Source organism: Actinomadura chokoriensis (genome assembly GCF_039529475.1).
GTDB classification, from domain to species: domain Bacteria; phylum Actinomycetota; class Actinomycetes; order Streptosporangiales; family Streptosporangiaceae; genus Spirillospora; species Spirillospora bangladeshensis.
On record NZ_BAAAMW010000024.1, the window covers coordinates 29,475 to 52,534 of the forward strand.

The 23,060-nt window shown below is 74.0% G+C and carries 16 protein-coding genes; 9 read left to right on the plus strand and 7 right to left on the minus strand.

Annotation, left to right across the window (positions count from 1 at the left end):
• Positions 1-29 precede the first annotated feature (29 nt).
• The 5 genes from ABFX46_RS34965 (at position 30) to coaE (ending at position 6,222) form a co-directional block, all read left to right on the plus strand.
• Positions 30-1,166 carry a polysaccharide deacetylase family protein gene (locus tag ABFX46_RS34965; protein WP_346048228.1) on the plus strand — a complete coding sequence of 379 codons (1,137 nt, stop codon included), beginning with the start codon at positions 30-32 and terminating at the stop codon, positions 1,164-1,166.
• A 234-nt stretch (positions 1,167-1,400) separates the two neighbouring features.
• Positions 1,401-2,879 (plus strand): 30S ribosomal protein S1, encoded by a 1,479-nt coding sequence (gene rpsA, locus ABFX46_RS34970; protein ID WP_346048229.1) that lies wholly within the window; start codon positions 1,401-1,403, stop codon positions 2,877-2,879.
• A gap of 190 nt (positions 2,880-3,069) precedes the next feature.
• A complete protein-coding gene (locus ABFX46_RS34975; protein WP_346048230.1) occupies positions 3,070-5,034 on the plus strand; it encodes an endonuclease/exonuclease/phosphatase family protein in 1,965 nt (654 codons plus the stop codon).
• A 37-nt stretch (positions 5,035-5,071) separates the two neighbouring features.
• Entirely contained in the window at positions 5,072-5,560 is a 489-nt protein-coding gene (locus ABFX46_RS34980) for a GNAT family N-acetyltransferase (protein ID WP_346048231.1), read from the plus strand.
• Between the two features lie 62 nt (positions 5,561-5,622).
• Positions 5,623-6,222: a dephospho-CoA kinase gene (coaE, locus tag ABFX46_RS34985; RefSeq protein WP_346048232.1), complete on the plus strand. Its 600-nt coding sequence runs from the start codon at positions 5,623-5,625 to the stop codon at positions 6,220-6,222.
• Positions 6,223-6,232: 10 nt separating this feature from the next.
• Here coaE and ABFX46_RS34990 read toward each other — a convergent pair whose 3' ends face one another.
• Entirely contained in the window at positions 6,233-12,064 is a 5,832-nt protein-coding gene (locus tag ABFX46_RS34990) for a WD40 domain-containing protein (protein ID WP_346048233.1), read from the minus strand.
• 92 nt (positions 12,065-12,156) lie between these two features.
• On the opposite strand from ABFX46_RS34990, the gene ABFX46_RS34995 reads away from it, so the two are divergent.
• Positions 12,157-13,380 (plus strand): ArsB/NhaD family transporter, encoded by a 1,224-nt coding sequence (locus ABFX46_RS34995; protein ID WP_428831341.1) that lies wholly within the window; start codon positions 12,157-12,159, stop codon positions 13,378-13,380.
• A 5-nt stretch (positions 13,381-13,385) separates the two neighbouring features.
• Here the strand turns inward: ABFX46_RS34995 and ABFX46_RS35000 are convergent, their stop codons facing one another.
• The 3 genes from ABFX46_RS35000 to ABFX46_RS35010 are packed head-to-tail and all read right to left on the minus strand — an operon-like array spanning position 13,386 to position 15,992.
• Entirely contained in the window at positions 13,386-14,270 is an 885-nt protein-coding gene (locus tag ABFX46_RS35000; protein WP_346048235.1) for an inositol monophosphatase family protein, read from the minus strand.
• 31 nt (positions 14,271-14,301) lie between these two features.
• Positions 14,302-14,982: a hypothetical protein gene (locus ABFX46_RS35005; protein WP_346048236.1), complete on the minus strand. Its 681-nt coding sequence runs from the start codon at positions 14,980-14,982 to the stop codon at positions 14,302-14,304.
• Positions 14,979-15,992, minus strand: a complete 1,014-nt coding sequence (locus tag ABFX46_RS35010) for a hypothetical protein (RefSeq protein ID WP_346048237.1) — start codon at positions 15,990-15,992, stop codon at positions 14,979-14,981. The genes ABFX46_RS35005 and ABFX46_RS35010 overlap by 4 nt, the downstream gene beginning before the upstream one ends.
• A 200-nt stretch (positions 15,993-16,192) precedes the next feature.
• Between ABFX46_RS35010 and ABFX46_RS35015 the strand changes: the two genes are divergently transcribed.
• A complete protein-coding gene (locus ABFX46_RS35015) occupies positions 16,193-17,356 on the plus strand; it encodes a sensor histidine kinase (protein ID WP_346048238.1) in 1,164 nt (387 codons plus the stop codon).
• A gap of 79 nt (positions 17,357-17,435) precedes the next feature.
• Positions 17,436-19,553 (plus strand): excinuclease ABC subunit UvrB, encoded by a 2,118-nt coding sequence (uvrB, locus tag ABFX46_RS35020; protein ID WP_346048239.1) that lies wholly within the window; start codon positions 17,436-17,438, stop codon positions 19,551-19,553.
• 86 nt (positions 19,554-19,639) lie between these two features.
• Here uvrB and ABFX46_RS35025 read toward each other — a convergent pair whose 3' ends face one another.
• On the minus strand, positions 19,640-20,476 hold the full coding sequence (locus tag ABFX46_RS35025) for a GNAT family N-acetyltransferase (RefSeq protein WP_346048240.1): 837 nt from the start codon (positions 20,474-20,476) through the stop codon (positions 19,640-19,642).
• Positions 20,477-20,714: 238 nt separating this feature from the next.
• Here ABFX46_RS35025 and ABFX46_RS35030 point away from each other — a divergent pair, with 238 nt between their 5' ends.
• Positions 20,715-21,056, plus strand: a complete 342-nt coding sequence (locus ABFX46_RS35030; protein WP_346048241.1) for a hypothetical protein — start codon at positions 20,715-20,717, stop codon at positions 21,054-21,056.
• A gap of 71 nt (positions 21,057-21,127) precedes the next feature.
• Here ABFX46_RS35030 and ABFX46_RS35035 read toward each other — a convergent pair whose 3' ends face one another.
• A complete protein-coding gene (locus ABFX46_RS35035; RefSeq protein ID WP_346048242.1) occupies positions 21,128-21,787 on the minus strand; it encodes a response regulator in 660 nt (219 codons plus the stop codon).
• A complete protein-coding gene (locus ABFX46_RS35040; protein ID WP_346048243.1) occupies positions 21,784-22,929 on the minus strand; it encodes a sensor histidine kinase in 1,146 nt (381 codons plus the stop codon). The genes ABFX46_RS35035 and ABFX46_RS35040 overlap by 4 nt, the downstream gene beginning before the upstream one ends.
• Between the last annotated feature and the right edge of the window lie 131 nt (positions 22,930-23,060).

Genomic DNA, 23,060 nt, shown 5'->3' on the forward strand with positions numbered 1-23,060 from the left:
TCCTGTTCGGGTCTACCGGCGGGGGTATCGTGCCTCTCCTTCACAAGATCGCTGGGGTTGTGATCGTCTGCGCCGTTGTCCTCGGGCTGGTCCTGCCCGCGGAGCGGCGGGCGCGGGACGAGGGGAAGGCGGCCGAGCAGGCCGGGGCGGCGTCGAGCGCGGCGCCCACGGCGCGGGCCGCGAAGGCGGGCGGGGCGCCCGCCCCGGCGGGGTCGGGGACGGCCGGGCCGTCCGGGTCGCCGTCGGCGTCGGCGACCGCGCCGATCCAGGCGGCGGCGCCCGGGGCCGCGGCGGTCAAGGCGAACGAGCTGGGCCAGGTGCCGGTGCTGATGTACCACCGCATCCTGAAGAAGCCGGAGCTGTCGCTGGACCGGTCGACCAAGGAGCTGTACGACGAGCTGACCGGGCTCGCGAAGGACGGCTACTACCCGATCACGGCGGCCGAGTTCGTCGGCGGGCGGTTCAACGTCCCGGCGGGCAGGCACCCGGTCGTGCTGACCTTCGACGACAGCACGCCGGGGCACTTCGGGCTGGACGCCCAGGGCAACCCGAAGCCCGACACGGCGGTCGCGGTCATCGAGCAGGTCGCGCGGGAGAACCCCGGGTTCCGCCCGGTGGCGACGTTCTACCTGAACAAGGACCTCTTCGGGATGGACGAGGTGCAGGCCGCCGCCGGGCTCAAGTGGCTGCAGCAGCACGGGTTCGAGCTCGGCAACCACACGGTGACGCACCCGAGCTTGTCCGGCCTGTCCGAGAAGGGGGTGCGCAAGGAGATCGGCGGCATGGAGGACGAGATCGTCAAGCTGACCGGGACGCACACCACCACGTTCGCCTACCCGTTCGGGTCCGTCCCGAAGAAGGAGGCGTGGGCCGAGAAGGACGGCGGCAGGTACTCCTTCCAGGGCATGTTCCTCGCCGGCTGGCGGCCCGCGATGTCGCCGTTCGACGCCGACTTCGACCGGTGGAAGATCGACCGGATCCGCTCCGAGGGAAAGATCAAGGAGAACGACTGCAAGAAGTACTGCTCGACGGCGTGGCTGGAGTACCTGGACAAGAACCCCGATGAGCGGTACACATCTGACGGGGACCCGAACACCGTGACGTTTCCGAAGGCGGCCGAGGACCGGATCGCCAAGGAGTACCGGGCCCGTGCGCGGACGTACTGATCATCCCCGCCCCGCGCGGATTGACCACGCGAGATTGGTCCCATATCCTGATCGCTGCGCTGTGGGCCTGCGCGCGCTTCGGACGGAGCAGGCTCGCGCTCGGTCAGGTCGGCGACAACGGTTCGGTTCACTGACGCGGTGCCCGCGTCCGATTCCGGTCTTCGGCAGGGCGGATAACGGCCCTCCGCGCACAACCCATACGACTTCCATGTCCGTACCGGAGCCAGCCGACACATGACGAGCAGCACCGAGGCCACCTCGACCACCCCGCAGGTAGCGGTCAACGACATCGGGTCGCAGGAAGCCTTCCTCGCGGCGATCGATGAGACCATCAAGTACTTCAACGACGGCGACATTGTCGAAGGCACTGTCGTCAAGGTCGATCGTGACGAGGTCCTCCTCGACATCGGCTACAAGACCGAGGGCGTCATCCCCTCGCGCGAGCTCTCCATCAAGCACGACGTCGACCCCAACGAGGTCGTCACCGTCGGAGACCACGTCGAGGCCCTCGTCCTCCAGAAGGAGGACAAGGAAGGCCGCCTGATCCTGTCCAAGAAGCGCGCCCAGTACGAGCGCGCCTGGGGCACGATCGAGAAGATCAAGGACGAGGACGGCATCGTCACCGGCACCGTCATCGAGGTCGTCAAGGGCGGCCTCATCCTCGACATCGGGCTGCGCGGCTTCCTGCCCGCGTCGCTGGTCGAGATGCGCCGCGTCCGCGACCTGCAGCCCTACGTCGGCCGCGAGCTCGAGGCCAAGATCATCGAGCTGGACAAGAACCGCAACAACGTGGTCCTGTCCCGCCGCGCCTGGCTGGAGCAGACGCAGAGCGAGGTCCGCCAGACCTTCCTCAACACCCTGCAGAAGGGCCAGGTCCGCAAGGGCGTCGTCTCCTCGATCGTCAACTTCGGCGCGTTCGTCGACCTCGGCGGCGTCGACGGCCTGGTGCACGTCTCCGAGCTGTCCTGGAAGCACATCGACCACCCCTCCGAGGTCGTCGAGGTCGGCCAGGAGGTCACGGTCGAGGTCCTGGACGTCGACATGGAGCGCGAGCGCGTCTCCCTGTCGCTCAAGGCGACCCAGGAAGACCCGTGGCAGCAGTTCGCCCGCACCCACCAGATCGGCCAGGTCGTGCCGGGCCGCGTCACCAAGCTGGTGCCGTTCGGCGCGTTCGTCCGGGTCGAGGAGGGCATCGAGGGCCTGGTGCACATCTCCGAGCTGGCCGAGCGCCACGTGGAGATCCCCGAGCAGGTCGTCCAGGTCGGCGACGAGATCTTCGTGAAGATCATCGACATCGACCTCGACCGGCGCCGCATCAGCCTCTCGCTGAAGCAGGCCAACGAGGGCGCCGCCGGGATCGACGAAGAGGACTTCGACCCGACCCTGTACGGCATGCCGGCCGAGTACGACGAGCAGGGCAACTACAAGTACCCCGAGGGCTTCGACGCCGAGACCGGCGAGTGGCTGGAGGGCTTCGACGAGCAGCGCGAGACCTGGGAGCGGCAGTACGCCGAGGCCCGCGCCCGCTTCGACGCCCACCGCAAGCAGATCGAGGAGGCCCGCAAGGCCGAGGCGGAGGCCGACACGACGCCCGCGGGCGGCGGCGGCGAGACCTCCTACTCGGGCGGCGGCGAGAGCGAGTCCGGCGGTGGCGCCCTCGCCACCGACGAGGCGCTCGCCGCGCTGCGGGAGAAGCTCTCCGGCGGCCAGTAGCCGCACCCCTCCTCCGGCGGCCCGCCAGGCCGGCCGGTGGTGATGAACAACACGAACACGGCCGGAGAACGATCTTCAAGATCGGCCTCCGGCCGTGCTTCGGTTGCGCCACCATGGCGGAGGAGGGCGGCGTCCCGCGCCGCCGCACGCACCCCCGAAGGTCCGCTCGTCCCCGGGAGCACTCGTTCAATTGGCCAGCACAGACGCCGGCACCGACGTCGGCACCAGGACCGGCGGCCCCGCCGCGACCGGCCCCTCGATCGTCCCGCAGGGCCCCGCCCGGCTCGCGCTGATCGCGGTCACGGTCGCGGTGCTCGCGCAGACCCTGCGGTTCTCGCTGCCGCAGCTCGACCACTTCGCCGACGAGGCCGGCCTGCCGGTCGCCGCGGCCGGCGTCGCGGCCATCTACCTCGCCGGGTTCCTCGCCCCGCTGATCCGCCGCGCCGCCGGGCCGCGCGGGCTGCTGCTCGCCGGCGTCGGCGGGCTGTTCGCCGTCCGGCTGCTCGCGCAGGCGATCGACCCGCGCACCTGGCTGGCCTTCGCCGGCACCGCGATCGGCATGATCGCGCTCGCGGCGCTGTACGAGGGCGCCCGCGGCCTGTCCGGGGTCGGCTTCGCGACCGCCGCGGTCGCGGGCCTGTCGATCGACGGCGCCGTGCGGATGTGCTTCGCCACCTGGGACCCCGTCTGGCGGGACGGCATCGGCCCGTGGCTGGCGTGCCTGGCGTTCGTCGGCGTCGGCGCCGCCGCCCTGTACCGCGAGCTGGCGTCCGGGCCCATCGCCCCGCCCGGGGTGTCGTGGCGGGACGCGCTCGGCGCCGCCGCGCTCGGGCCGTTCCTGGCGCTGCAGGTCCTCGTCCTCGCCAGCCCCGCGTTCGTGGCGTCGTCCGGCTGGCAGTCGCTCACCGCCGCGCACGTCACCATCGTCATCGGGCAGGGGTTCGCGCTGGCGTTCCTCGCCTCCGGCCTCGCCGTGCGGGCGGTGCCGGGCGGCGTGTGCGTCCTCGGCGGGACCGTCCTCGGGGTCGGCGCGGGCGCCGTCGCCGGGACGTACGCGGTCTCCGGCATCGAGGTCGTCCCCATCGTGATCGTCGGGCAGGTCGTGGCGGCGTGGCTGCTGGCCGTGGCGGTCCGCGCGCCGCTGCGCCGCGCCGGGACCGGCGGGCCGGTCTGGCGGATCGACGCCGGCGCCGCGCTCGGCGGCCTGCTGATCGCCGCGATCCTGATCCCGTACCAGGTCAGCGCGGTGTCGCCGCTGCCGGTGCCGAACAACGTGCTGCCCGGCCTCGCCGGGATCCTGCTCGGCGCGCTCGCCGCGTTCGCGGCGGCGCGCGGCGGCCCGCTGCCCGCCCGCGCCCCGCTGCGCGCGCTCACCGCCGGCGCCGCCGCCCTCGTGCTGCTCGCCGGGACGCTGGTGTTCACCGTCGCGGCGCCGGACGGCGAGGCGCAGCCCGCCGCCGCGCCGAACCAGGTGCGGGTGCTCAGCTACAACATCCACGACGGCGTCAACCAGTCCGGGCGGCTCGACCCGGAGGGGATCGCCCGCGTCATCGAGGGGCAGCGCGCCCAGGTCGTCCTGCTGCAGGAGGCCGGCCGCGGGTCGCTGATGTCCGGGACCACCGACGTCGGGGTGTGGCTGTCGCGGCGGCTCGGCATGAAGCTGATCTGGGGCCCGGCCGCCGACGGCCAGTTCGGCAACGCGATCCTGACGTCGCTGCCGGTGCGCAGCTCCGGGACGGGCCGGATGCCGCGCAGCGACTGGTCGCAGATCCGCGGGTACGTGTGGGCGCGGCTCGCGGTCGGGAAGACGACGATGGACGTGTGGTCGACGCACCTGGAGGGCGGCGACGACCAGGCCGCCGAGCGGGCCCGGGAGATCGCGGCGCTGCTGCGGGCCTGGGGCGGCGCGCCCCGCACGCTGATCGGCGGCGACTTCCAGACCGACGCGGGCAGCCCGGAGCTGGCCGCGATGACCGACGGCACCGACCTGCGCAGCGCCGCCCTCGGCGGCGAGCCGTACCCGACCCGGCCGGACGGGGCCACGCACGACTGGATCTTCGGGTCGGACGGCGTCCTCGTCACCGACTACGAGGTGCCGAGGTCCGGCGCCTCCGACCACTATCCGGTCGCGGTGACCGTCCGGGTCGGCCGGTGAGCGGACCCGGCGCGCCCGCCCCGCTAGGGTCGACCCCATGAGCGAGCCGGTCGTGATCGAGCGGGCGGGCCCCGGGGACGCCGGGGAGCTGCTGACCGTCCAGCGCGCCGCCTACGTCGCGGAGGCGCAGCTGTACGGCGACCCGTTCCTCCCGCCGCTGGTCGAGTCGGCCGAGCAGCTCCGCAAGGTGCTGGAGACCGACGCGGTGGTGCTGAAGGCGGTGCTGGGCGGCCGCCTCGTCGGCGCGGTCCGCGCCCAGTTCAGCGACCGCACGTGCCTGGTGGGGCGGCTCGTCGTCGTCCCCGACCTGCAGGGACGCGGCATCGGCCGGCGGCTGCTCGCCGAACTGGAGGCCGAGGTCGCCGGGCGGGTCGACGCGTGCGTGCTGTTCACCGGTCACCTCAGCGAGGCGAACCTGCGCCTGTACCGCCGCCTCGGCTACGCCGAGACGCACCGCGAGCGCGTCGCCGCGCACCTCACGCTCGTCCACATGCGCAAGCCCCTCGTGCCCGCCGGGACGAGCTGACCCGCTCGCGGCGGGCCTGGGCCCCGTCCCCGCCGGAACGGCCCGGCCATTAGGGTGAGTCCGTGCTGAAAGTGGGACTCACCGGCGGAATCGGGTCGGGCAAGAGCGAGGTGTCCGCGCGGCTGGACGAGCGCGGCGCGGTGGTCATCGACGCCGACAAGATCGCCCGGGAGGTCGTGGAGCCGGGCACCCCGGGCCTCGCGGCCGTCGTGGCGGAGTTCGGCGAGGAGGTCCTGCTGCCGTCCGGTGCCCTGGACCGCGAGAAGGTCGGCAAGATCGTGTTCGCCGATCCCGAGCGCCTCGCCGCCCTCAACGCGATCGTCCACCCGCTGGTGGGGGAGCGCATGCAGGAGTTGATGGACGCGGCCCCCGCCGGCGCCGTCGTCGTCTACGACGTCCCGCTGCTGGCGGAGAACGGGCTGGCGTCCATGTACGACGAGGTCGTCGTGGTGGACGCCCCCGAGGAGACCCAGCTCGACCGCCTGACGTCCCGCCGCGGCATGACCGAGGAGGACGCCCGCGCCCGCATGGCCAACCAGGCGTCCCGCGCCGACCGCCGCGCCGTCGCCACCCGCGTCATCGACAACTCCGGCACCCTCGACGACCTGAGAGCCCAGGTGGACGCCCTCTGGGACGCCCTCATCCGGCGCGCCGCGTCTTAGAGCCGCCGTTCTAGAACGGGGTGTCGAGGGGGAGGCGGTGGACCTCCGGGAGGTAGGCGTCGAGTTCGCCGGGTTCGAAGCGGCACATGCCGATCGCGTACCAGAACTCGGCGGTGGCGTTGCCCTCCCACTTGTAGCGGCCGTCCGGGGCCAGGGCGGCCCAGCCCTCCGCCAGGCCGAGGAGGGTGGTGCGGCGGGCGGGGGCGTCGCGGTCGGCGACGTCCCAGAGGATGATCGCGCCGTCGTCGCCTGCGGTGGCGAGCAGCGAGCCGTCCGGGCTGAACGCCGCCGACCAGATGCGGCGGGTGTGGCCGGGCAGGGTGTGCAGGAGCCGCCCGTTGGACGGGTTCCAGAGCCGCACCACCATGTCGTCGCCCGCGCTGGCGAGCATCGCCCTGGACGGGTGGAACGCGGTCGTCCATAGGCGGCCGGTGTGCGCGGTGAGGGTGTGGAGCGTCTCGCCCGTGGACGGGTCCCACAGGCGGACGGTGCCGTCGTTGCTCGCGCTGGCGAGGGTCTCCCCGGACGGCGAGAACACCACCTGGTAGACCCGGTCCGTGTGGCCCTCCAGGACGGCGGCGAGGTCGCCGGTGCGGGGGTTCCAGAGGCGGACGGCGCCGTCGTCGCAGCCGGTGGCGAGGAGCGCGCCGCCCGGCTGGAAGTCGATGGAGCGGACGCGGCCCCGGTGGTCGGCGAGGGTGGCGGTCTCGCGGCCGGTCGTCCAGTACCAGAGGCGGACGGTGTCGTCGTCGTTGGCGGTGGCGAGGACGTCGCCGGCGGGCGCGAACGCCTGCGCCCACACGTGGTCGGTCTCGACGTTCAGCTCGCGTTCGAAGGTGCCCGTCCCGGCCTGCCACAGGTGGACGCCGCCGTCGTTGGTGGCGGTCGCGAGCTGGGAGTGCCGGGTGTTGAACGCGGCGGAGGTGAGGTTGTCGGCGACGCCGTGCAGCTCGCGGATCCGGCGGCCGGTGCGCGGGTCCCAGAGCCGGACGAGGCCGTCGTTGCCGCTGGAGGCGAGCATGCCGCCGTCCGGGCTGAACACGACGCCGGTGACGCGGCGGCCGTGGCCGCGCAGCACCGCGCGGCACCGCCCGGTCTCGGCGTCCCACAGCCGGGCGGTGCCGTCGTTGCTGCTGGTGGCGAGCTGGGCGCCGTCGGGCCGGAACGCGAACGGCCACACGGCGCCGCGGTGCCCGGCGAGTTCGAGGCGCTGCCGCCCGGTCGCGGGGTCCCACAGCCGGACGGATCCGGCGCTGTCGGCGGTGGCGAGGCGGCCGCCGTCCGGGCTGAACGCCGCCTGGTAGATGCCGCCCTCGTGGCCGGACAGGACGCTGCGCTGCCGTCCGTCCGCCCAGATCCGGACCGACCCGTCGGTGTCGCCGGTGACGAGGAGGTTCCCGTCCGGGTGGAAGGCGATGGCGTAGACACGCCCGGTGTGGCCGAGGAGCTCCTGGCCGATCTCGCCGGTGCGGATGTCCCAGAGCCGGACGACGCCGGCCTCGTCCCCGGCGGCGAGGAGGGAGCCGCCGGGGTGGAACACGGCCCGGTACACCGCGCCCCGGTGGCCGGTCAGCTCGCGCCGGAGGGCGCCCGTGGCGAGGTCCCAGACGCGCAGGGTGCCGCCCGCGTCGCCGGTGACCATGAGGGAGCCGGCGGGGTCGAACACGGCGGTGTAGACGGGCGCGGTGTGCCCGGACAGCTCGTGCAGGAGGGCGCCGGAGGCGGTGTCCCAGACGCGGATCGTCCCGTCGGCGGCGCCCGCCGCGAGCAGGCCGGCGCCCGAGGCGGCGCGGCCGCCCATGACGACCGGCCACACGCCCTCGGGGTGGACGGTGAGGGTGTGCGCCGGGCGTCCCGTGGCGAGGTCCCAGATCCGGACGGTGCCGTCCGCCGAACCGCTCGCCAGGAGGTCGCCCGCCGCGTCGAACGCGACCGCGTAGGCGCGGTCGGTGTGGCCCTGGAGCGTGCGCAGGGGGGTGCCCGTGACGGCGTCGCACACGAGGACGCCGCCGTCCTCGCTGCCCACGGCGACCACGGACCCGCCGGGGCTGTAGGCGAGCGGCTGCGGGAGGCGGCTGGTCGCGAAGTGGAACCCGTAGGGGACGCCGACCGCGGGCGGCGCGATCTGGATGTCGATGGGGCGGCCGGGCGCGATCGCGGCCTCGCGGAGCTCGGGCGCGGCGGCGATCCGCTCGGGGAGCGTCGCGTCGACGAGGGCCGCGCGCGTCCAGCGGCTGCCGGCGACGGCGGCGTCCCGCAGGTCGGCGCGGGCGAGGCGGGCCCGGGACAGGTCGGCGCCGCGCAGGTCGGCCCCGGTGAGGCGCGCCTCGTCCAGCCGGGCGCCGGCGAGCGAGGCGTCCCGCAGGACGGCCCGGGACAGGTTCGCGCCGACGAGCTGCGCGTCGGTGAGGTCGGCGCCGGTGAGGTCGACCTCCTGCAGGTCGCGGTAGGAGAGGTCCTCGCCCTGCAGGCGCGCGCCGCGCAGGTCGGTGCGGGCCGGGGTGCGCAGCCGGGTCGTGATGCGGATCGCGTTGGCGCGGGCGAGGTCGCCGGCGCCGGGGTCGGCGAGGACGCCGGCCGCCCAGTCCTGGCAGGCGCGGGTGTCGGCGAGGTCGCACAGGAAGTCGACGGCGAGCTGGGTCAGCGCGCGGCGGCCGAGCGCGGCGGGGACCGCGCCCGCGCCGAACTCGTCGGCGATGTGCCGCGCGACGAGCCACTCCATCACCGAGGTGTGGATGAACCCGAACAGGCCGTCGTCGGTGCGGACGAGCAGGCTGCCGGCGCCGACGGCGTGCGTCACCTGGTGCGGGGACATCCGGCCGCCGGCGAGGCCGGTGAGGGTGTCGGCGACGTCGGCCAGCTCGGCGAGGCTGAGGAACTGCTCGTTGCCCTCCCACAGCCGCAGCGCGAGCGTGCCGACCGCCTGCCACATGTCCTCGGCCTTCAGCCCGGACGGGCCGCCGGAGCCGCCGACCCGGTCGGCCTCGTAGGCCAGCCACGACGACAGGATCTCGTGGTACAGGTCGGCGGGGGAGACGGCGCGGCGGGCCTGCGCGACGGCGCGCAGCCGCTCCTCGGGCAGGTCGGCGATGAACGACAGCATCCGCGGGTTGGGCGTCAGGGCGAGGAGCTCCTCGATGCCGGCGAGCAGGCTCAGCCGCGCGTCGGCCGCGGCCTCGTCCCCGTACCGGTTCACCAGGTAGGAGCGGACCTGCGGCGGCGCGAACTCCTCCAGGCCGAGGACGCGCCGGTGCGGCAGCACCCCGACCTTCTCGCCGAGGGCGGTCAGCACCTGCGCCTGCGACTTGAAGTGCTGCGTGCGGCTCGCCACGACGATCTTGGCGTGGTCGCGGGCCGCCTGCAGCAGCGTGTCGAGGTGGTCGGCGGCCTGGTCGTAGGTCATCCGGGTGACGAGCTCGTCGAACCCGTCGAACAGCAGCACGATGCGCCCCTGCCGGAGCATGTAGTGGAACGCCTTGAGGTCGATCAGCTCCTCGCCGTGGTTGGCGAGGTGCGCGGCGACCAGGCCGTCCACCGAGTGCGCCTTGTCGAGCGCCCGCAGCTCGATGAGGATCGGGACGACGTGCGGCAGCTCCTCGGGGATGCGGCGGGCCAGCTCGCGCAGCGCGAACGTCTTGCCGCGCCCGAAGTCGCCGAGCAGCAGCAGGAACCGCCCGTGGTCGGCGGACAGCAGCCGCAGCATCTCGCCGACGACGTCGTCGCGGACGTCGCCGGCCAGGCGCGCCCCCTCGTCGGGCGTCTGGAGGCGGTCCAGTTCCCGGAACCGCTGCGGGACGTACAGGGACGGCGGGTACAGCCCGTCGCCCGACAGCCGCCGCGTCTGCGCCGTCACGTACTCCGACAGGTCGAGCAGCCCCTGGAACTCGGTGATGCTGCGCAGCCGGATGCCGCGCCGCAGCGCGTCCTCGCGCAGCGACCGGGCGGGCGCCGGCCCCACGTACACCAGCTCGGACCCGTGGTCGGTGCCGTCGGCGTGCACGTGCCGGACGAACGCGTCCACGTCCGCCTCCGTCACCGGACCGACGTGGGCGCCGATGCGGTACTGGCGGACGAACCCGTCCTCCATGTGGGTCAGCAGCAGGTGCGGCGGGTCCGAGCGGCCCTCCTCGCGCGCGGGCGGGACGACCCGCCGGATGGTCGCCCGCTCGAACCGCGTCTCGCACGCCTCCGTCAGCCGGTCCAGCAGCCGCTCGGTGGCGTCGGGCAGGGGGTCGGCGGCGCCGTTCGCGGCCGGGCCCAGCTCGGGGGCGGGCGGCGCGGGCGGGGTCTGCGCGCGCGGCGGCGGGAACGTTCCGCCGACGCCCGACCAGGACCTGTTGAGGCGTTCGGGGCCGCGCCGGTCGGCGTCCTCGGGGATCCAGCGCTCCAGGCCGTCGCGGTCGACGACGACGGTCTGGTGGCGGCCGGGGCCGAGGGCGGGGACGGACGGGACGCCGCGGCCGCCGAGCAGCGGGACGGCGCCGAACTCCGACTCGGTGCCCTGGAAGAACAGGTTGACGTGGCCGCCGAGCAGCATCTCCACCGTCTCGGGGTCGCGCAGGGCGCCCGGCTCGCCGGCGATGGGCGTGTGCTCCACGGCGGCCAGCCGGAGCCAGCCCTCGTCCTCGAAGTGGCGGAGCCGCTCGTTGAACCAGGCGGCCTGCGCCCGGCCGACCCGCCCGTACCGGTCCTCCTCGCGGTGGGTCTGCGGCAGCGTCGAGTTGAGGCCGGCGACCACGACCCGCAGGTCCGGGACGGGGAACAGCGTCCACGGCTGCGCGCTGTCGAAGATCAGCGCGTCGATGCCCTGGTAGAACTCCTTGAACAGGCCCGCGTAGTGCCGCCATTTCGGCCAGTACGGCGGCTGCGGCTCGATGTCGTCGGCCTCGCAGCTGGAGAAGTAGGCCTGGCAGGCGGCGCGGGTGACGTCGTGGGTGCCCGGCACGACCACGACGCGCTGCGCCTCCAGGCCGAGCAGGGCGCGCAGGCTCGTGAGGAACGACAGCGCCTCCGCGAACTCCCGGCGGCTGCCCGAGTGGGTGAGGTTGCCGGTGACGACGAGCAGGTCGGGGCGCGGCACGCCGGAGTCGGCGAGGCGGGTGACATCGCTCCAGATGCGGTCCTGCAGCTCGGCCGCCGTCGTCGGCTCGCCGGGCTCGGCGAGCGTCCGGCCGAACCGGGGCCCCGAGACGTGCAGGACGCCGACCCGCTCGCGGGCCTGCGGCCCGGCGCCCGCCGCGGGGAACGCCGGCGCCGCCACGGGCGCGCGCCGCGCGGGGCGGTCCCCGACCGGCTCCTGCGGCCCGCCGGGCTCCTCCAGGCGGCCGGGCAGCACGCCGCCGCCGCTCGGCGGCGTGGACGCGCCGCCGGGGAAACCGGGGCCGTTGGGGGGGCGTGCGTGCCCGGCGAGGGCCTCCTGGATCCGCCGCATCAGCAGCCCGCGCGCGTCGTCGGGGTCGTCGACGCCGACGAGGTCCACGTACGTGATCGTGGACAGCAGCCCGTCGATCGGGCAGTCCTCGATGCGGACCGTGACGAGCTTGCGGGCCGGGTCGTCGGGGTCGGCCCGCAGCGCCGCCATCCACTCCAGGCGCCCGTACCGGGAGCGCAGGTAGTTGCGCGACAGCACCGCCACGACGGCCTTGGCCTCCGACAGGCCCCGGTCCATGAAGTCGATGAAGTTGGTCCCCGGGACGAAGTCCCATGCCTGCATCATCGTCCGGTGCCCGGCGGCCTCCAGCTGCCAGGCGATCCAGGACGCCCACCGCTCGTCCGCGGGGGAGTAGCTGATGAAGAAGTCGGTCGGGCGCTCCTGCCGTGGGTGGCCGCCGGGGGGAGTCATGCCGCCAGTATCGCGCGGCGCGGCCCGGAATCCAGCGTGCCGGGCCGTGATCGGATCGTGGCGTCCGGGCCCGTTATGGGATCATGGCGGCCGTGCCGCCCCCGATACAGACGCTGCGCCGCGCCGCCGGCTCGCTGGGCGTTCTGGACTGGATCCGCATCGGGGTCCTCGCCGCGGGGCTCCTGTTCGTCGCCACCGGGCTGCTGCCCGCCGGCACGGCGCGGGCCAGTATCGGACGCATCGCGCCGCTGCTGCTGTTCCTGTTCAGCGTGATCGTCCTGGCGGAGCTGACCAAGGAGGCCGGGGTCTTCGACGCGATCGCGCAGCGGATGGCGCGGGCGGGGCGGGGGAACTACGCCGCCCTGTTCCTGCTGTGCGTCGCGTTCGCGTCGGCCACCACGATCTTCCTCAACCTGGACACGACCGCCGTACTGCTGACCCCCGTCATGCTGGCGCTGGCGGCGCGCGCGCGGATCGCTACCCTGCCGCTCGCCATGACGACGGTGTGGCTCGCCAACACCGCGAGCGTGCTGCTGCCGGTGTCCAACCTGACGAACCTGCTCGCCGCCGACCGGGTGGCCCTGGAGACCCGCGCGTTCGCGGCCCGCATGTGGGCGCCGCAACTGGCCGTCCTGGCCGTGACCATGGCGCTGCTGTGGGCGTTCTACTGGCGCCGGCGCATGCGCGGCGAGGACTCCTACGACCCGCCCGCCCCCGCGCCCGTCCGCGACCGCGTGCTGTTCTCCGCCACCGCGGCCGCCTGCCTGCTGTTCATCGGCGCGATCCTCGCCGGGGTCCACACCGGGATCCAGCTCGGCATCGCCGCGACCGCCGCCGCCGCCGTGGCCGTCGCCGCGTTCGCCGTGCGCGACCGGTCGGCGCTGCGCCCCGGGCTCGTCCCGTGGCAGCTCCTGGTGTTCGTGACCGGGCTGTTCCTGGTCGTCCCCACGCTCGAGCGGTTCGGGCTGGACGACGCGATGCGGGCCTTCGTCGGCCACGACGGCGATGCCGCGGGGGCCTTCCGGGCGGCGTTCTCCGGCGCCGGGCTGTCGAACGTCCTCAACAACCTCCCCGCGTACGTGGCGGGGGAGTCGGCCGTGCCGGCGTCGAACAGGGACCAGCTCCTCTCCCTGCTCATCGGGACGAACGTGGGCCCCGTCATCACCCCGTGGGGGTCGCTCGCCACGCTGCTGTGGTTCGAGTGGTGCCGGCGGTGGGACGTGCGCGTGCCGATGCGCACGTTCGTCCTCACCGGGACCGTCCTGGCCGTCGCGGGCTGCGCGGCCTCCGTCGGAGCGCTGCTGCTGACCCGCTGAGCGCGCTAGAACGCGGCGCGGAAGCCGCCGCCGGGCATGGCGATCGCCGTCGTGGTCTCCAGGAGGCGGTCCAGGAGGTCGGGGCGCGCGGCCACGAAGCCCAGCTCGGACGGCGGGCGGTCGATGCCCAGCTCGTACGGGCCGCCGTCCAGGCGGCGGAACTCGGCGCCCGCCTCGGCGGCCAGCAGCGCCCCGGCGGGCAGATCCACGATCTCGGGCAGGTAGCCGACGATGCCGTCGATGTCGCCGCGCGCGAGCATCGTCCAGGCGACCAGCGGCGCCCAGAGCTGGAGGATGCGCGCGCACCGCTTCTCCAAGGCCGTGCGCAGGGCGAACGCCACCAGATCGTCCGACTCGACCTGATGGCCCTGCGTCCACGCCAGGACGGGGTTGTCCTCCCGCCCGGGCCGCGGGCGTTCGGGCAGCGTCACGAGCGCCCCGTCCGGCCCCAGCGTCCCCTTGCCGCGAATCGCCGACCACGTCCGCCCGGACACCGGGTCGTGGACGACGCCCAGGACCGGCTCGGCGCCCGCGCACAGCGCCAGGCCCACCGCGTACACCGCCATGCCGATCGCCACGTTGTTGGTTCCGTCGAGCGGGTCGACCAGCCACACCATCTCCTCGCCCGGCGCCCCCTCCAGGACACCGGACTCCTCCGCGATGATGCGGTGCGCGGGGTACGCGGCCCGCAGCCGCCCGAGGATCAGCTCCTCGGCGGCCGTGTCCAGCGCCGTCACGACGTCCCCGCCCGTGCCCTTCTGCCGGACGTCCAGCGGGCCGGCCGCACCGGCGCTGAGCAGGGCGCCCGCGGCCTCGGCGGCGTCCACCGCCACGCCGCGGGCCTCGGAGAGATCGACCGGAAGGGCCGCTGACGGGGTGGTGGGTCTCATCGGGCCTCTCCAGTCGGGGTCCGGCGGCGGCCTACCGGCGCGCCGAGCAGTGGGCGGCGGCGATCTTGCGCGCGGAGCGCCGCAGAGCGCGCTCGGTGCCGGCTTGATCGGAACGAGTGCGGTGCATGCGGTGCGAGGGCGTGTCGAGGGGGCCGAGGGACAGGTCGCCGCCGCCCGGCGTCTGGCGGCCCAGCGCCACCGTGGCCGCGTCCTGGCCGTCCTCGATGAGGGTGCTGTGGAACACGCCCGCGGGCAGGGTGTACGACTCGCCCGTCCGGTGCGCGGTGGAGCGGCCCGGGGAGCAGTGGACGGCGCGACCGGTCGCCCTGAGCTCGTCCACGTCGCCGTGGCTGACGACCTCGAAGATCTGCTGCGGCGCCCTGCCCCGGGCCTCCTCCACGTCCATCCGGACGTTCCGCACCGTCCCGTACAGGACGAAGCTCAGCAGCTCCCAGCTGTGGCAGTGCACCGGCGACGTGGTGGACGAGGCCGGACGCACCTCCGGCGTCCAGATGTGCAGGCACACGCCGAGATCGCCGCTGCGCTCCACCGGCAGGCACAGGAACCCCAGCGGATGGCGCACCGCCGGGACGGGCGGCGCGCCGTCCGCGAGGCCCTCCAGGACCTCGTCGAGCACGCGCCCCGCCCAGGCCGGCAGCGTCCGCGCCGCCGTCCCGGCGCGGATCACCTCGCGGATCTCCTCGTACCTCACTCGTAGGGGTCCTTCGCTCGCAGCGCCTTGCGGATGATCTCGATGACGTCCCGGTCGGTGTAGCCGGACGCGAGGTCGATGCCGATCACCTCGAAGAGCTTGCGGACCTCCTCGACCGTCGGCTCCTCGTCCAGCGGGGCCAGCCTCGCCTGCTCCACCGGGACCCGGCGCGCCTGGTCCAGGCTGGTCTGCAGCTCCGCGCTCACCCAGCTGTAGTAGAACTTCGTGCTGTCGACGACCAGCGCCTCGCCGCGCGGGTCGTCGCGCGTCACGACCAGCCGGGACGCGGCGAGGTCGTAGCGGAGCGTCGTCATGGTCCGCGCCAGGCCGATGTCGATGTCGAGCATCGCGAACCGCTGCTTGTGCCAGCATGCCGCGAGGATCGTCGCGTACGCCTCCTTGCGGGTGCGCTCCAGCGTCCACGGCTCGCCCGTCGCGTCCGGGCCGTCCGACACCGAGCGGCGATGGCGCGCGTACGCCTCGCACACCTCCACGTTGGTGGGGTCGAGGATCTCCAGCCGGAACAGCAGCGTGCGCCGCTCCCTGCGCGCCGCCGCCACGCACTCGGGCAGCGTCCGCGCGCGGATGTAGGTGCCCGTCCCGCCCTTGAAGAACCACCGGTCGGTGTCGCGGCGCGCCTCCTCCAGGACGTGCGCGACCTGCGCGCCGCTGATCACGCGGACGACCGTGGTCTCGTCCAGCGCCCGCTTGGTGTCGGACAGGACGTCCTCGAACGCCTCGATGTGCGTCAGCCTGGCGCTCAGCTCGCCGAGCGTACCCGACGACGACCGCAGCGTGTCGCGGACCTCCGCCTCGACCGGGATGCGCCGCCCCCGGTCCCGCAGCACCGCCGTCGCCAGCAGGCCGATCACGGCGAGGATCCCGCTGTTGGTGATCTCGCTCTCGTTCGGCAGGTTCACCCCGAGCCCCAGCACCGCGACGACCACCGCCAGGACCAGCGCGATCACGGCGTCGGCGTTCTGCCCGAGCCAGTTGGTGAAGCGGGTCATGATCGGCTGGCACCCCGTCCTTGGTCGGCGTCCTCGGCGGTGCCGGAGACGTTCACGGGACGTACGGGAGCGGTCCCGCGAACGGCATGGTCGGCGCCGTCATCGTAACCACAGGGCCTGGACTGCGGAAAAGTCCCGCAGGTAAGGGGTTCGTGGACGTGCGCGACCGGGCGCCGCTTCGCCCGCTATAGGCTTTTCGCATGCACGTGCGGGGCCGGTGGGCGGGCGCGTTGGCGAGGGCATGGCCGACCCGCCGCTCACGCGCGCTCGACGTCTTCCTCGCCGTGTCCCTGGCCGCCGGCGACTCGGTGTTCCTGTGGTTCGCCGACCAGCGGTTCTGGCTGCCGCCGTCCGTCGTGTCGGCGTGCAGCGTCGTCCTCGGCCTGACGCTGGTCGTGCGGCGCGTCCACCCCGTCGGCCTGGCCGTGTTCTCGCTCGTGTTCGGGACGGTCACCGGCGCGGGCGTGTTCGCCGCGCTCGTGATCCTCTACTCGCTCGCCGCGTACACCGCGTCCCGCCGGACGGTGCTGACGATCGCCGTCACCACCTACATCGCGGGGCTGGTGTTCCCGTCCCCGACGGCCGCGACCGAGAACTTCGCCGCGCAGGCCGTCTTCGGCATCGCGTTCATCGCCGTCCCCGTGCTGCTCGGCCTCTACATGGGGGCGCGCAAGCAGCTCCTCGCATCGCTCCAGGAGCGCGCGGCGCGCCTCGAACGCGAACAGCACCTCCTCGCAGAGCGCGCGCGGGGCGAGGAACGCACCCGTATCGCGCGGGAGATGCACGACGTGGTCGCCAACCGGATCAGCGTGATGGTCGTCCACGCGGGCGCCCTCAAGGCGATCGCCAGCCGCGATCCCGTCCGCGCCGCCGAGACCGCCACGGTGATCGGCGACATGGGGCGGCAGGCGCTGGAGGAGCTGCGGCACGTCATCGGGGTGCTGCGCCAGGGCGAGCAGGCCCTGCCCCAGGAGGCGGTGACGCTCGCCCACGTCCGGGAGCTGGTCGGCCAGTCCGGCGCCGCCGGCCTCCGCGTCGACCTGTCGGTGCGCGGCGCGGAGATCCCCATGCCCTACGCCGTGGGCCGGACGGTCTACCGCCTCGTCCAGGAGGCCCTCACCAACGTCCACAAGCACGCGGGGGCCGCCGACACCCGCGTCGCCCTCGGCCTGCTTCCCGAGGCGATCGAGGTGGAGATCGTCAACGACCCGCCGACCGCCCGGCCCGAGCACCGGCTGCCGAGCGGCGGGAACGGCCTGGTGGGGCTGCGCGAGCGCGTGCAGGCCCTCGGCGGCAGCTTCGAGGCGGGGCCCTGCGAGGGCGGCTACGCCGTCCGGGCCCGGCTGCCGCTGCCCGCGTCCTGACCGGCGCGGCCGTGGAATGTCGCACCCCCTGAATACAGTTGCAGGGAAGCAGGGAGTACGCCGGAGCAGGGGAGAGCCGATGCGCCCAGTCACCGACCTGCGGCGCCGCGTAGCGCCGTTCGAGGTCGTCACCGAGATGACGCCGTCCGGCGACCAGCCGCAGGCCATCGCCGAGCTGACCGCCCGAGTCCAGGGCGGCGACCGGGACGCGGTGCTGCTCGGCGCCACCGGCACCGGCAAGACCGCCACGATCGCGTGGCTGGTGGAGAAGCTGCAGCGGCCGGTGCTGGTCATGCAGCCGAACAAGACGCTCGCCGCGCAGTTCGCCAACGAGCTGCGCGAGATGATGCCGCACAACGCCGTCGAGTACTTCGTGTCGTACTACGACTACTACCAGCCCGAGGCGTACATCCCGCAGACCGACACCTACATCGAGAAGGACTCCTCGATCAACGACGAGGTCGACCGGCTGCGGCACTCGGCGACCAACTCGCTGCTCACCCGCCGCGACACCGTCGTCGTCGCGTCGGTGTCCTGCATCTACGGCCTCGGCACCCCGCAGGAGTACGTCGACCGGATGGTCCGGCTGCACGTCGGCCAGGAGGTCGAGCGCGACGACCTGCTCCGCCAGCTCGTCGGCATGCAGTACACCCGCAACGACCTCGCGTTCACCCGCGGCACGTTCCGCGTCCGCGGCGACACCATCGAGATCATCCCGCAGTACGAGGAGCTCGCCGTCCGCATCGAGATGTTCGGCGACGAGATCGAGAAGCTCGCCACCCTGCACCCGCTCACCGGCGAGCTGATCACCGAGGACGACGAGCTGTACGTCTTCCCCGCCTCGCACTACGTCGCCGGCCCCGAGCGCATGGAGCGGGCCATCCGCGACATCGAGGCCGAGCTGGAGGAGACCCTCGCCGTGATGGAGCGGCAGGGCAAGATGCTGGAGGCGCAGCGGCTGCGCATGCGCACCGCCTACGACATCGAGATGATGCGGCAGGTCGGCACCTGCTCCGGCATCGAGAACTACTCCCGCCACATCGACGGCCGCGGCCCCGGCACCGCGCCCAACACCCTCCTCGACTACTTCCCGGAGGACTTCCTCCTCGTCATCGACGAGTCGCACCAGACCGTCCCGCAGATCGGCGCCATGTACGAGGGCGACGCGTCCCGCAAGCGGATGCTGGTCGAGCACGGGTTCCGGCTGCCGTCCGCGATGGACAACCGGCCGCTGAAGTGGGAAGAGTTCCTCGACCGCATCGGCCAGACCGTCTACCTGTCGGCGACGCCCGGCAGCTACGAGATGAACCGGGTCAAGGGCGACGTCGTCGAGCAGGTCATCCGCCCGACCGGCCTCATCGACCCCGAGATCGTCGTGAAGCCCACCAAGGGCCAGATCGACGACCTCATCCACGAGATCCGCGAGCGCACCGAGCGGGACGAGCGCGTCCTCGTCACCACCCTCACCAAGAAGATGGCCGAGGACCTCACCGACTACCTCCTCGAACTCGGCATCCAGGTCCGCTACCTGCACAGCGAGGTCGACACGCTGCGCCGCATCGAGCTGCTGCGCGAGCTGCGCGCCGGCGAGTTCGACGTCCTGGTCGGCATCAACCTGCTCCGCGAGGGCCTCGACCTGCCCGAGGTGTCGCTGGTCGCGATCCTGGACGCCGACAAGGAGGGCTTCCTGCGCTCGGAGACCTCCCTCATCCAGACGATCGGCCGCGCGGCCCGCAACGTGTCCGGCCAGGTCCACATGTACGCCGACACGGTCACCCCGTCGATGGAGCGCGCGATCGACGAGACCAACCGGCGCCGCGCCAAGCAGCAGGCCTACAACACCGAGCACGGCATCGAGCCGACGGCGCTCCGCAAGCGCATCGCCGACATCCTCGACTCCCTCGCCCGCGAGGACGCCGACACCGAGACCCTGATCGGCGGCGCCGGCCGCCAGCAGTCCCGCGGCAAGGCCCCCGTCCCCGGCCTCGCGTCCCGCACGAAGGAGGTCGGCCGGCACGCCGCCGACCTGGTCGGCGAGCGCCCCCGCGAGGAGCTGGAGGCGCTGATCGAGCAGATGACCGACCAGATGCACCAGGCCGCGACCGACCTGCAGTTCGAGCTCGCCGCCCGCCTCCGCGACGAGATCAAGGAGCTCAAGCGCGAACTCCGCGACATGAAGGAGGCCGGCGTCAAGTAGCCGACCCCGCCCCGCGCAGGAGGCGGGCGCCCGCCCCGGCCTCCGCGCCGTGCGGGCGGGTGCGCCGGCGTCACGCGGGGGAGCGCTCAGCCGAAGGCGAGGATGACGCGGTCCTGGACGGGGCGGTAGCCGATGCGGCGGTAGACGCCGTTGCTCGTCGGGTTGGCGAGGTCGGTGAACAGCACGACCTCGTCGGCGCCCGCGCCGAGGGCCCCCGTGGTCGCGGCGGCGGTGACGGCGGCGCCGTACCCCCGGCGGCGGTGCTCCGCGGGCGTGTAGACGGGCGCGACCCTCGCCACGCCCGCGACGGCCTGCGTCTGGCCCGCCATCGCCACCGGCCTCCCGTCGGCCTCCCACAGGGTGATGCCGCCCTGCGCGAGCCTGCCGCGGGTGACCGCCGGGTTCGGTCTGCTGGGCCCGCCCGCGTCCCGGTGGAACTGCACGGACCATTCCAGGACGAGGTCCAGGTCGGCGTCCCCGGCGACGCGCGCGGCGCCGTCCGGTGCGGGGTCGGGCGGTTCGAGCCGCGCCAGCCGGTGGAGCCGCTGCCGCAGCCGGACCCGGCTCGGCGCCCCGGTGCCGCGCGTCCACGCCTCCGCGAAGGCCCCGGCGGTCTCCGGCGTCCCGTTGACGGCCGCGACCACCGCGTCCCGTCCGGCCAGCACGTCCGCGAGGTCGCCCGCCGCCCGCTCCGGCATCGCGCACAGCAGCGGCGGGTGCGTCCCCGTCCACAGGAACGCGCCCTCGACGTCCCCGCCGGACGTCCACCACCCGAACCGCGCGGTCCCGTAGAGGTCTGATCCCTGGGTGCGCATGGACTCGGCCAAGGTCAGCGGCACGGTGTTCGCGATGGGGTCCTCCCGCAGGAACCCGCCGGCCCGCGCGAGGAAGTCTTCAAGATCATCGGTAATCGTCCAGCCCATACCCGAGCATCCCGCCGCCCCCGCCCCGCCCGCATCCCAATTTCCGCAGGCACACTGTCCCGATGGACGCAGGAATCGCCGCCCTCCTCGGCGCCGCACTCGGATCCTCACCACGCTCGGCGCGGCCGTCGTCAACGGCAGGGCCCAGGCCAGGACGCAGTTCGCGCAGTGGCGCCGGCAGCATCGCCGCGACGCCTACACCGCCTACCTCGGCGCCCTCCACGAGCGCGACATCGCCATGGACGCCGTCCTGGAGGCGCTGCGCGCGGACGCCCCCGACCTCGCCGGCGTGGACGAGAAGGTGCGCCGGTTCGTCGATCTGGCCCGCGAGGTGCACCGCTCCATGGAGATCGTCATCATCGAGGGGCCGCCGTCCATGGTCGAGGCGGCCGAACGCGTCCAGCACGCGTCCGAAGCCCTCTCCGAGGTCATGCGGCGGATGGTGCGGGACGCCCACGCGGCCGAGACCGGCCGGAAGACCGCGGACGAGGCGGCCGCCCGCGAGCGCGAACGCCGGCTGTACGCGCGGGTCACGGAGTTCCGCGCCAAGGCCCGCGATGTTCTCGCCGGTACGGGGTGAGCGGTGCCGGCAGCGCGGCGGGCATGGCCGATACGACCCGGCGACCGGATGCCTGAGGGCCTGGCGTGGGTTCAGGTGCGGCGGGGGGTGACCAGGCCCGACTCGTAGGCGTAGACGACGAGTTGGGCGCGGTCCCTGGCGCCGAGCTTGGTCATCGACCTGCTGACGTGCGTCTTGGCGGTGGTCGGGCTGATCACCATGTGGGCGGCGATCTCGTCGTTGGACAGGCCGCGGGCGACCAGCGCGGTGACCTCGCGTTCGCGGTTGGTCAGGACGTCGAGCGCGCCGGGCGCGGGGTCGGGGCGGCGGGCGACGTACTCGCCGATCAGCCGGCGGGTGATCGCGGGGGACAGCAGGGCGTCGCCGCGGGCGGCGACCCGGACGCCCTGCAGCAGGTCGGCGGGCTCGGTGTCCTTGACCATGAAGCCGCAGGCGCCGGCGCGCAGCGCGTTGAAGACGTACTCGTCGAGGCCGTAGTTGGTGAGGATCACGACGTGGACGCCGCGCAGCCGCTCGTCGGCGGCGATCAGCCGGGTCGCCTCGATGCCGTCCATCACCGGCATCTGGATGTCGATGAGGGCGACGTCGGGCCGGTGCTCGACGGCGAGCGCGACGCCCTGCTCGCCGTCCGCGGCCTCGGCGACCACCTCGAAGTCGTCCTCGATCTCCAGCAGGGCGCGGAAGCCGCCGCGGATGAGCGCCTGGTCGTCCACCAGCAGCACGCGGATCACGCCGCTCCTCCGAGCGGCAGCTCGGCGCACACGCTGAAGCCGCCCCCGGGGCGGGGCTCGGCGCGCAGCCGGCCGCCGAGCGCCGCGACGCGCTCGCGCATGCCGAGCAGGCCCGTGCCGGGGACGGGCGGCGCGTCCGGGTCGGCCTTGCCGTCGTCGTCGACCCGCACGACCAGCCCGTCGCCGGTGTAGTCGATGCGCACCTCGGCGGCCGCCCCGCCGGCGTGCCGGGAGACGTTGGTGAGGGCCTCCTGGACGATCCGGTACGCGGCCCGGTCGACCTCGGCGGGCAGGTCCCGGCGGGCACCGGAGATCGTCACCGTGGCGGGCAGCCCGGTCGAGCGGGCCCGTTCGACCAGGTCGTCGAGGCGGTCGAGGCCGCTGGCCCCGTCCGCTCCGCCGGCGGCGCCGCCGGGGGCGCGCAGCACCTCCAGCGTGGCGCGCAGCTCGCGCATGGCGTCGCCGCTCGCCTCCTGGACGGCCAGCAGCGCGGGCGGCACCTCCTCGCCGCGCCGGCGCGCCACGTGGACGGCCACCCCGGCCTGCACCTTGATGATCGAGATGCTGTGGGTGAGCGAGTCGTGCAGCTCGCGCGCGATGCGCAGCCGCTCCTCGCCCGCGCGGCGCAGCGCCGCCTCCTCGCGGGTGCGCTCGGCCTCGGCGGCGCGCCGCTCGGCCTCCTCCAGGTACGCCTGCCGGGCTCGGGCCACCGCCGCCGCCCCGAACGCGGCCACGAACCAGCCGAGCAGCAGCGAGGTGTTCTCCAGGTCCTCCAGGGCGCCGCCGGAACCGGGCAGGTTCACCGCCAGGTCGGCGCCGAGGAAGGCGGCGGCCGCCAGTGCCGGGGCGGCCCGGTGCCCGGCCTGGACCGCCAGGAACACCGCGACCAGGACGGGGAAGACGGCCGAGGGGCCCGGCTGGACGTGCACCACCACCGCGAGCATGCAGGCCGTGCTGACGAGCAGCGTCACCAGCGGCGCCCGCTCCCGGAGGGTGAGGGCGAGGCAGCCGGTGAGGACGAGCGCGACGTCCGCGGCGCCCGCGCCCGGAGCGGCGATGACGAAGACCGCGGGCAGGACGGCCACCACGACGGCGCGCAGCGCGTCCAGGGCGAGCGGCCGCCACCTGCCGATGAAGCTCATCTGCGTAGATTATGGCGTTCTCCGGGCCGGGTGCCTCCGCCGAACGTCGCACATGACCACTACTCCCGGGGAAGTACACGGGCGGATGCTGCTTCCCCGGTGCCGCCCGGAGGTGTCTTCCCTCGCAGGAC

Excerpts from the sequence above, each read along its gene's own strand:
- rpsA (WP_346048229.1), top strand. The coding sequence starts at position 1,401 with ATGACGAGCAGCACCGAGGCCACCTCGACCACCCCGCAGGTAGCGGTC.
- ABFX46_RS35025 (WP_346048240.1), bottom strand. The coding sequence starts at position 20,476 with ATGGGCTGGACGATTACCGATGATCTTGAAGACTTCCTCGCGCGGGCC.
- ABFX46_RS35040 (WP_346048243.1), bottom strand. The coding sequence starts at position 22,929 with ATGAGCTTCATCGGCAGGTGGCGGCCGCTCGCCCTGGACGCGCTGCGC.
- ABFX46_RS35010 (WP_346048237.1), bottom strand. The coding sequence starts at position 15,992 with ATGACCCGCTTCACCAACTGGCTCGGGCAGAACGCCGACGCCGTGATC.
- ABFX46_RS35030 (WP_346048241.1), top strand. The coding sequence starts at position 20,715 with ATGGACGCCGTCCTGGAGGCGCTGCGCGCGGACGCCCCCGACCTCGCC.
- ABFX46_RS35015 (WP_346048238.1), top strand. The coding sequence starts at position 16,193 with ATGCACGTGCGGGGCCGGTGGGCGGGCGCGTTGGCGAGGGCATGGCCG.
- ABFX46_RS34980 (WP_346048231.1), top strand. The coding sequence starts at position 5,072 with ATGAGCGAGCCGGTCGTGATCGAGCGGGCGGGCCCCGGGGACGCCGGG.
- ABFX46_RS35000 (WP_346048235.1), bottom strand. The coding sequence starts at position 14,270 with ATGAGACCCACCACCCCGTCAGCGGCCCTTCCGGTCGATCTCTCCGAG.
- uvrB (WP_346048239.1), top strand. The coding sequence starts at position 17,436 with ATGCGCCCAGTCACCGACCTGCGGCGCCGCGTAGCGCCGTTCGAGGTC.
- ABFX46_RS34990 (WP_346048233.1), bottom strand. The coding sequence starts at position 12,064 with ATGACTCCCCCCGGCGGCCACCCACGGCAGGAGCGCCCGACCGACTTC.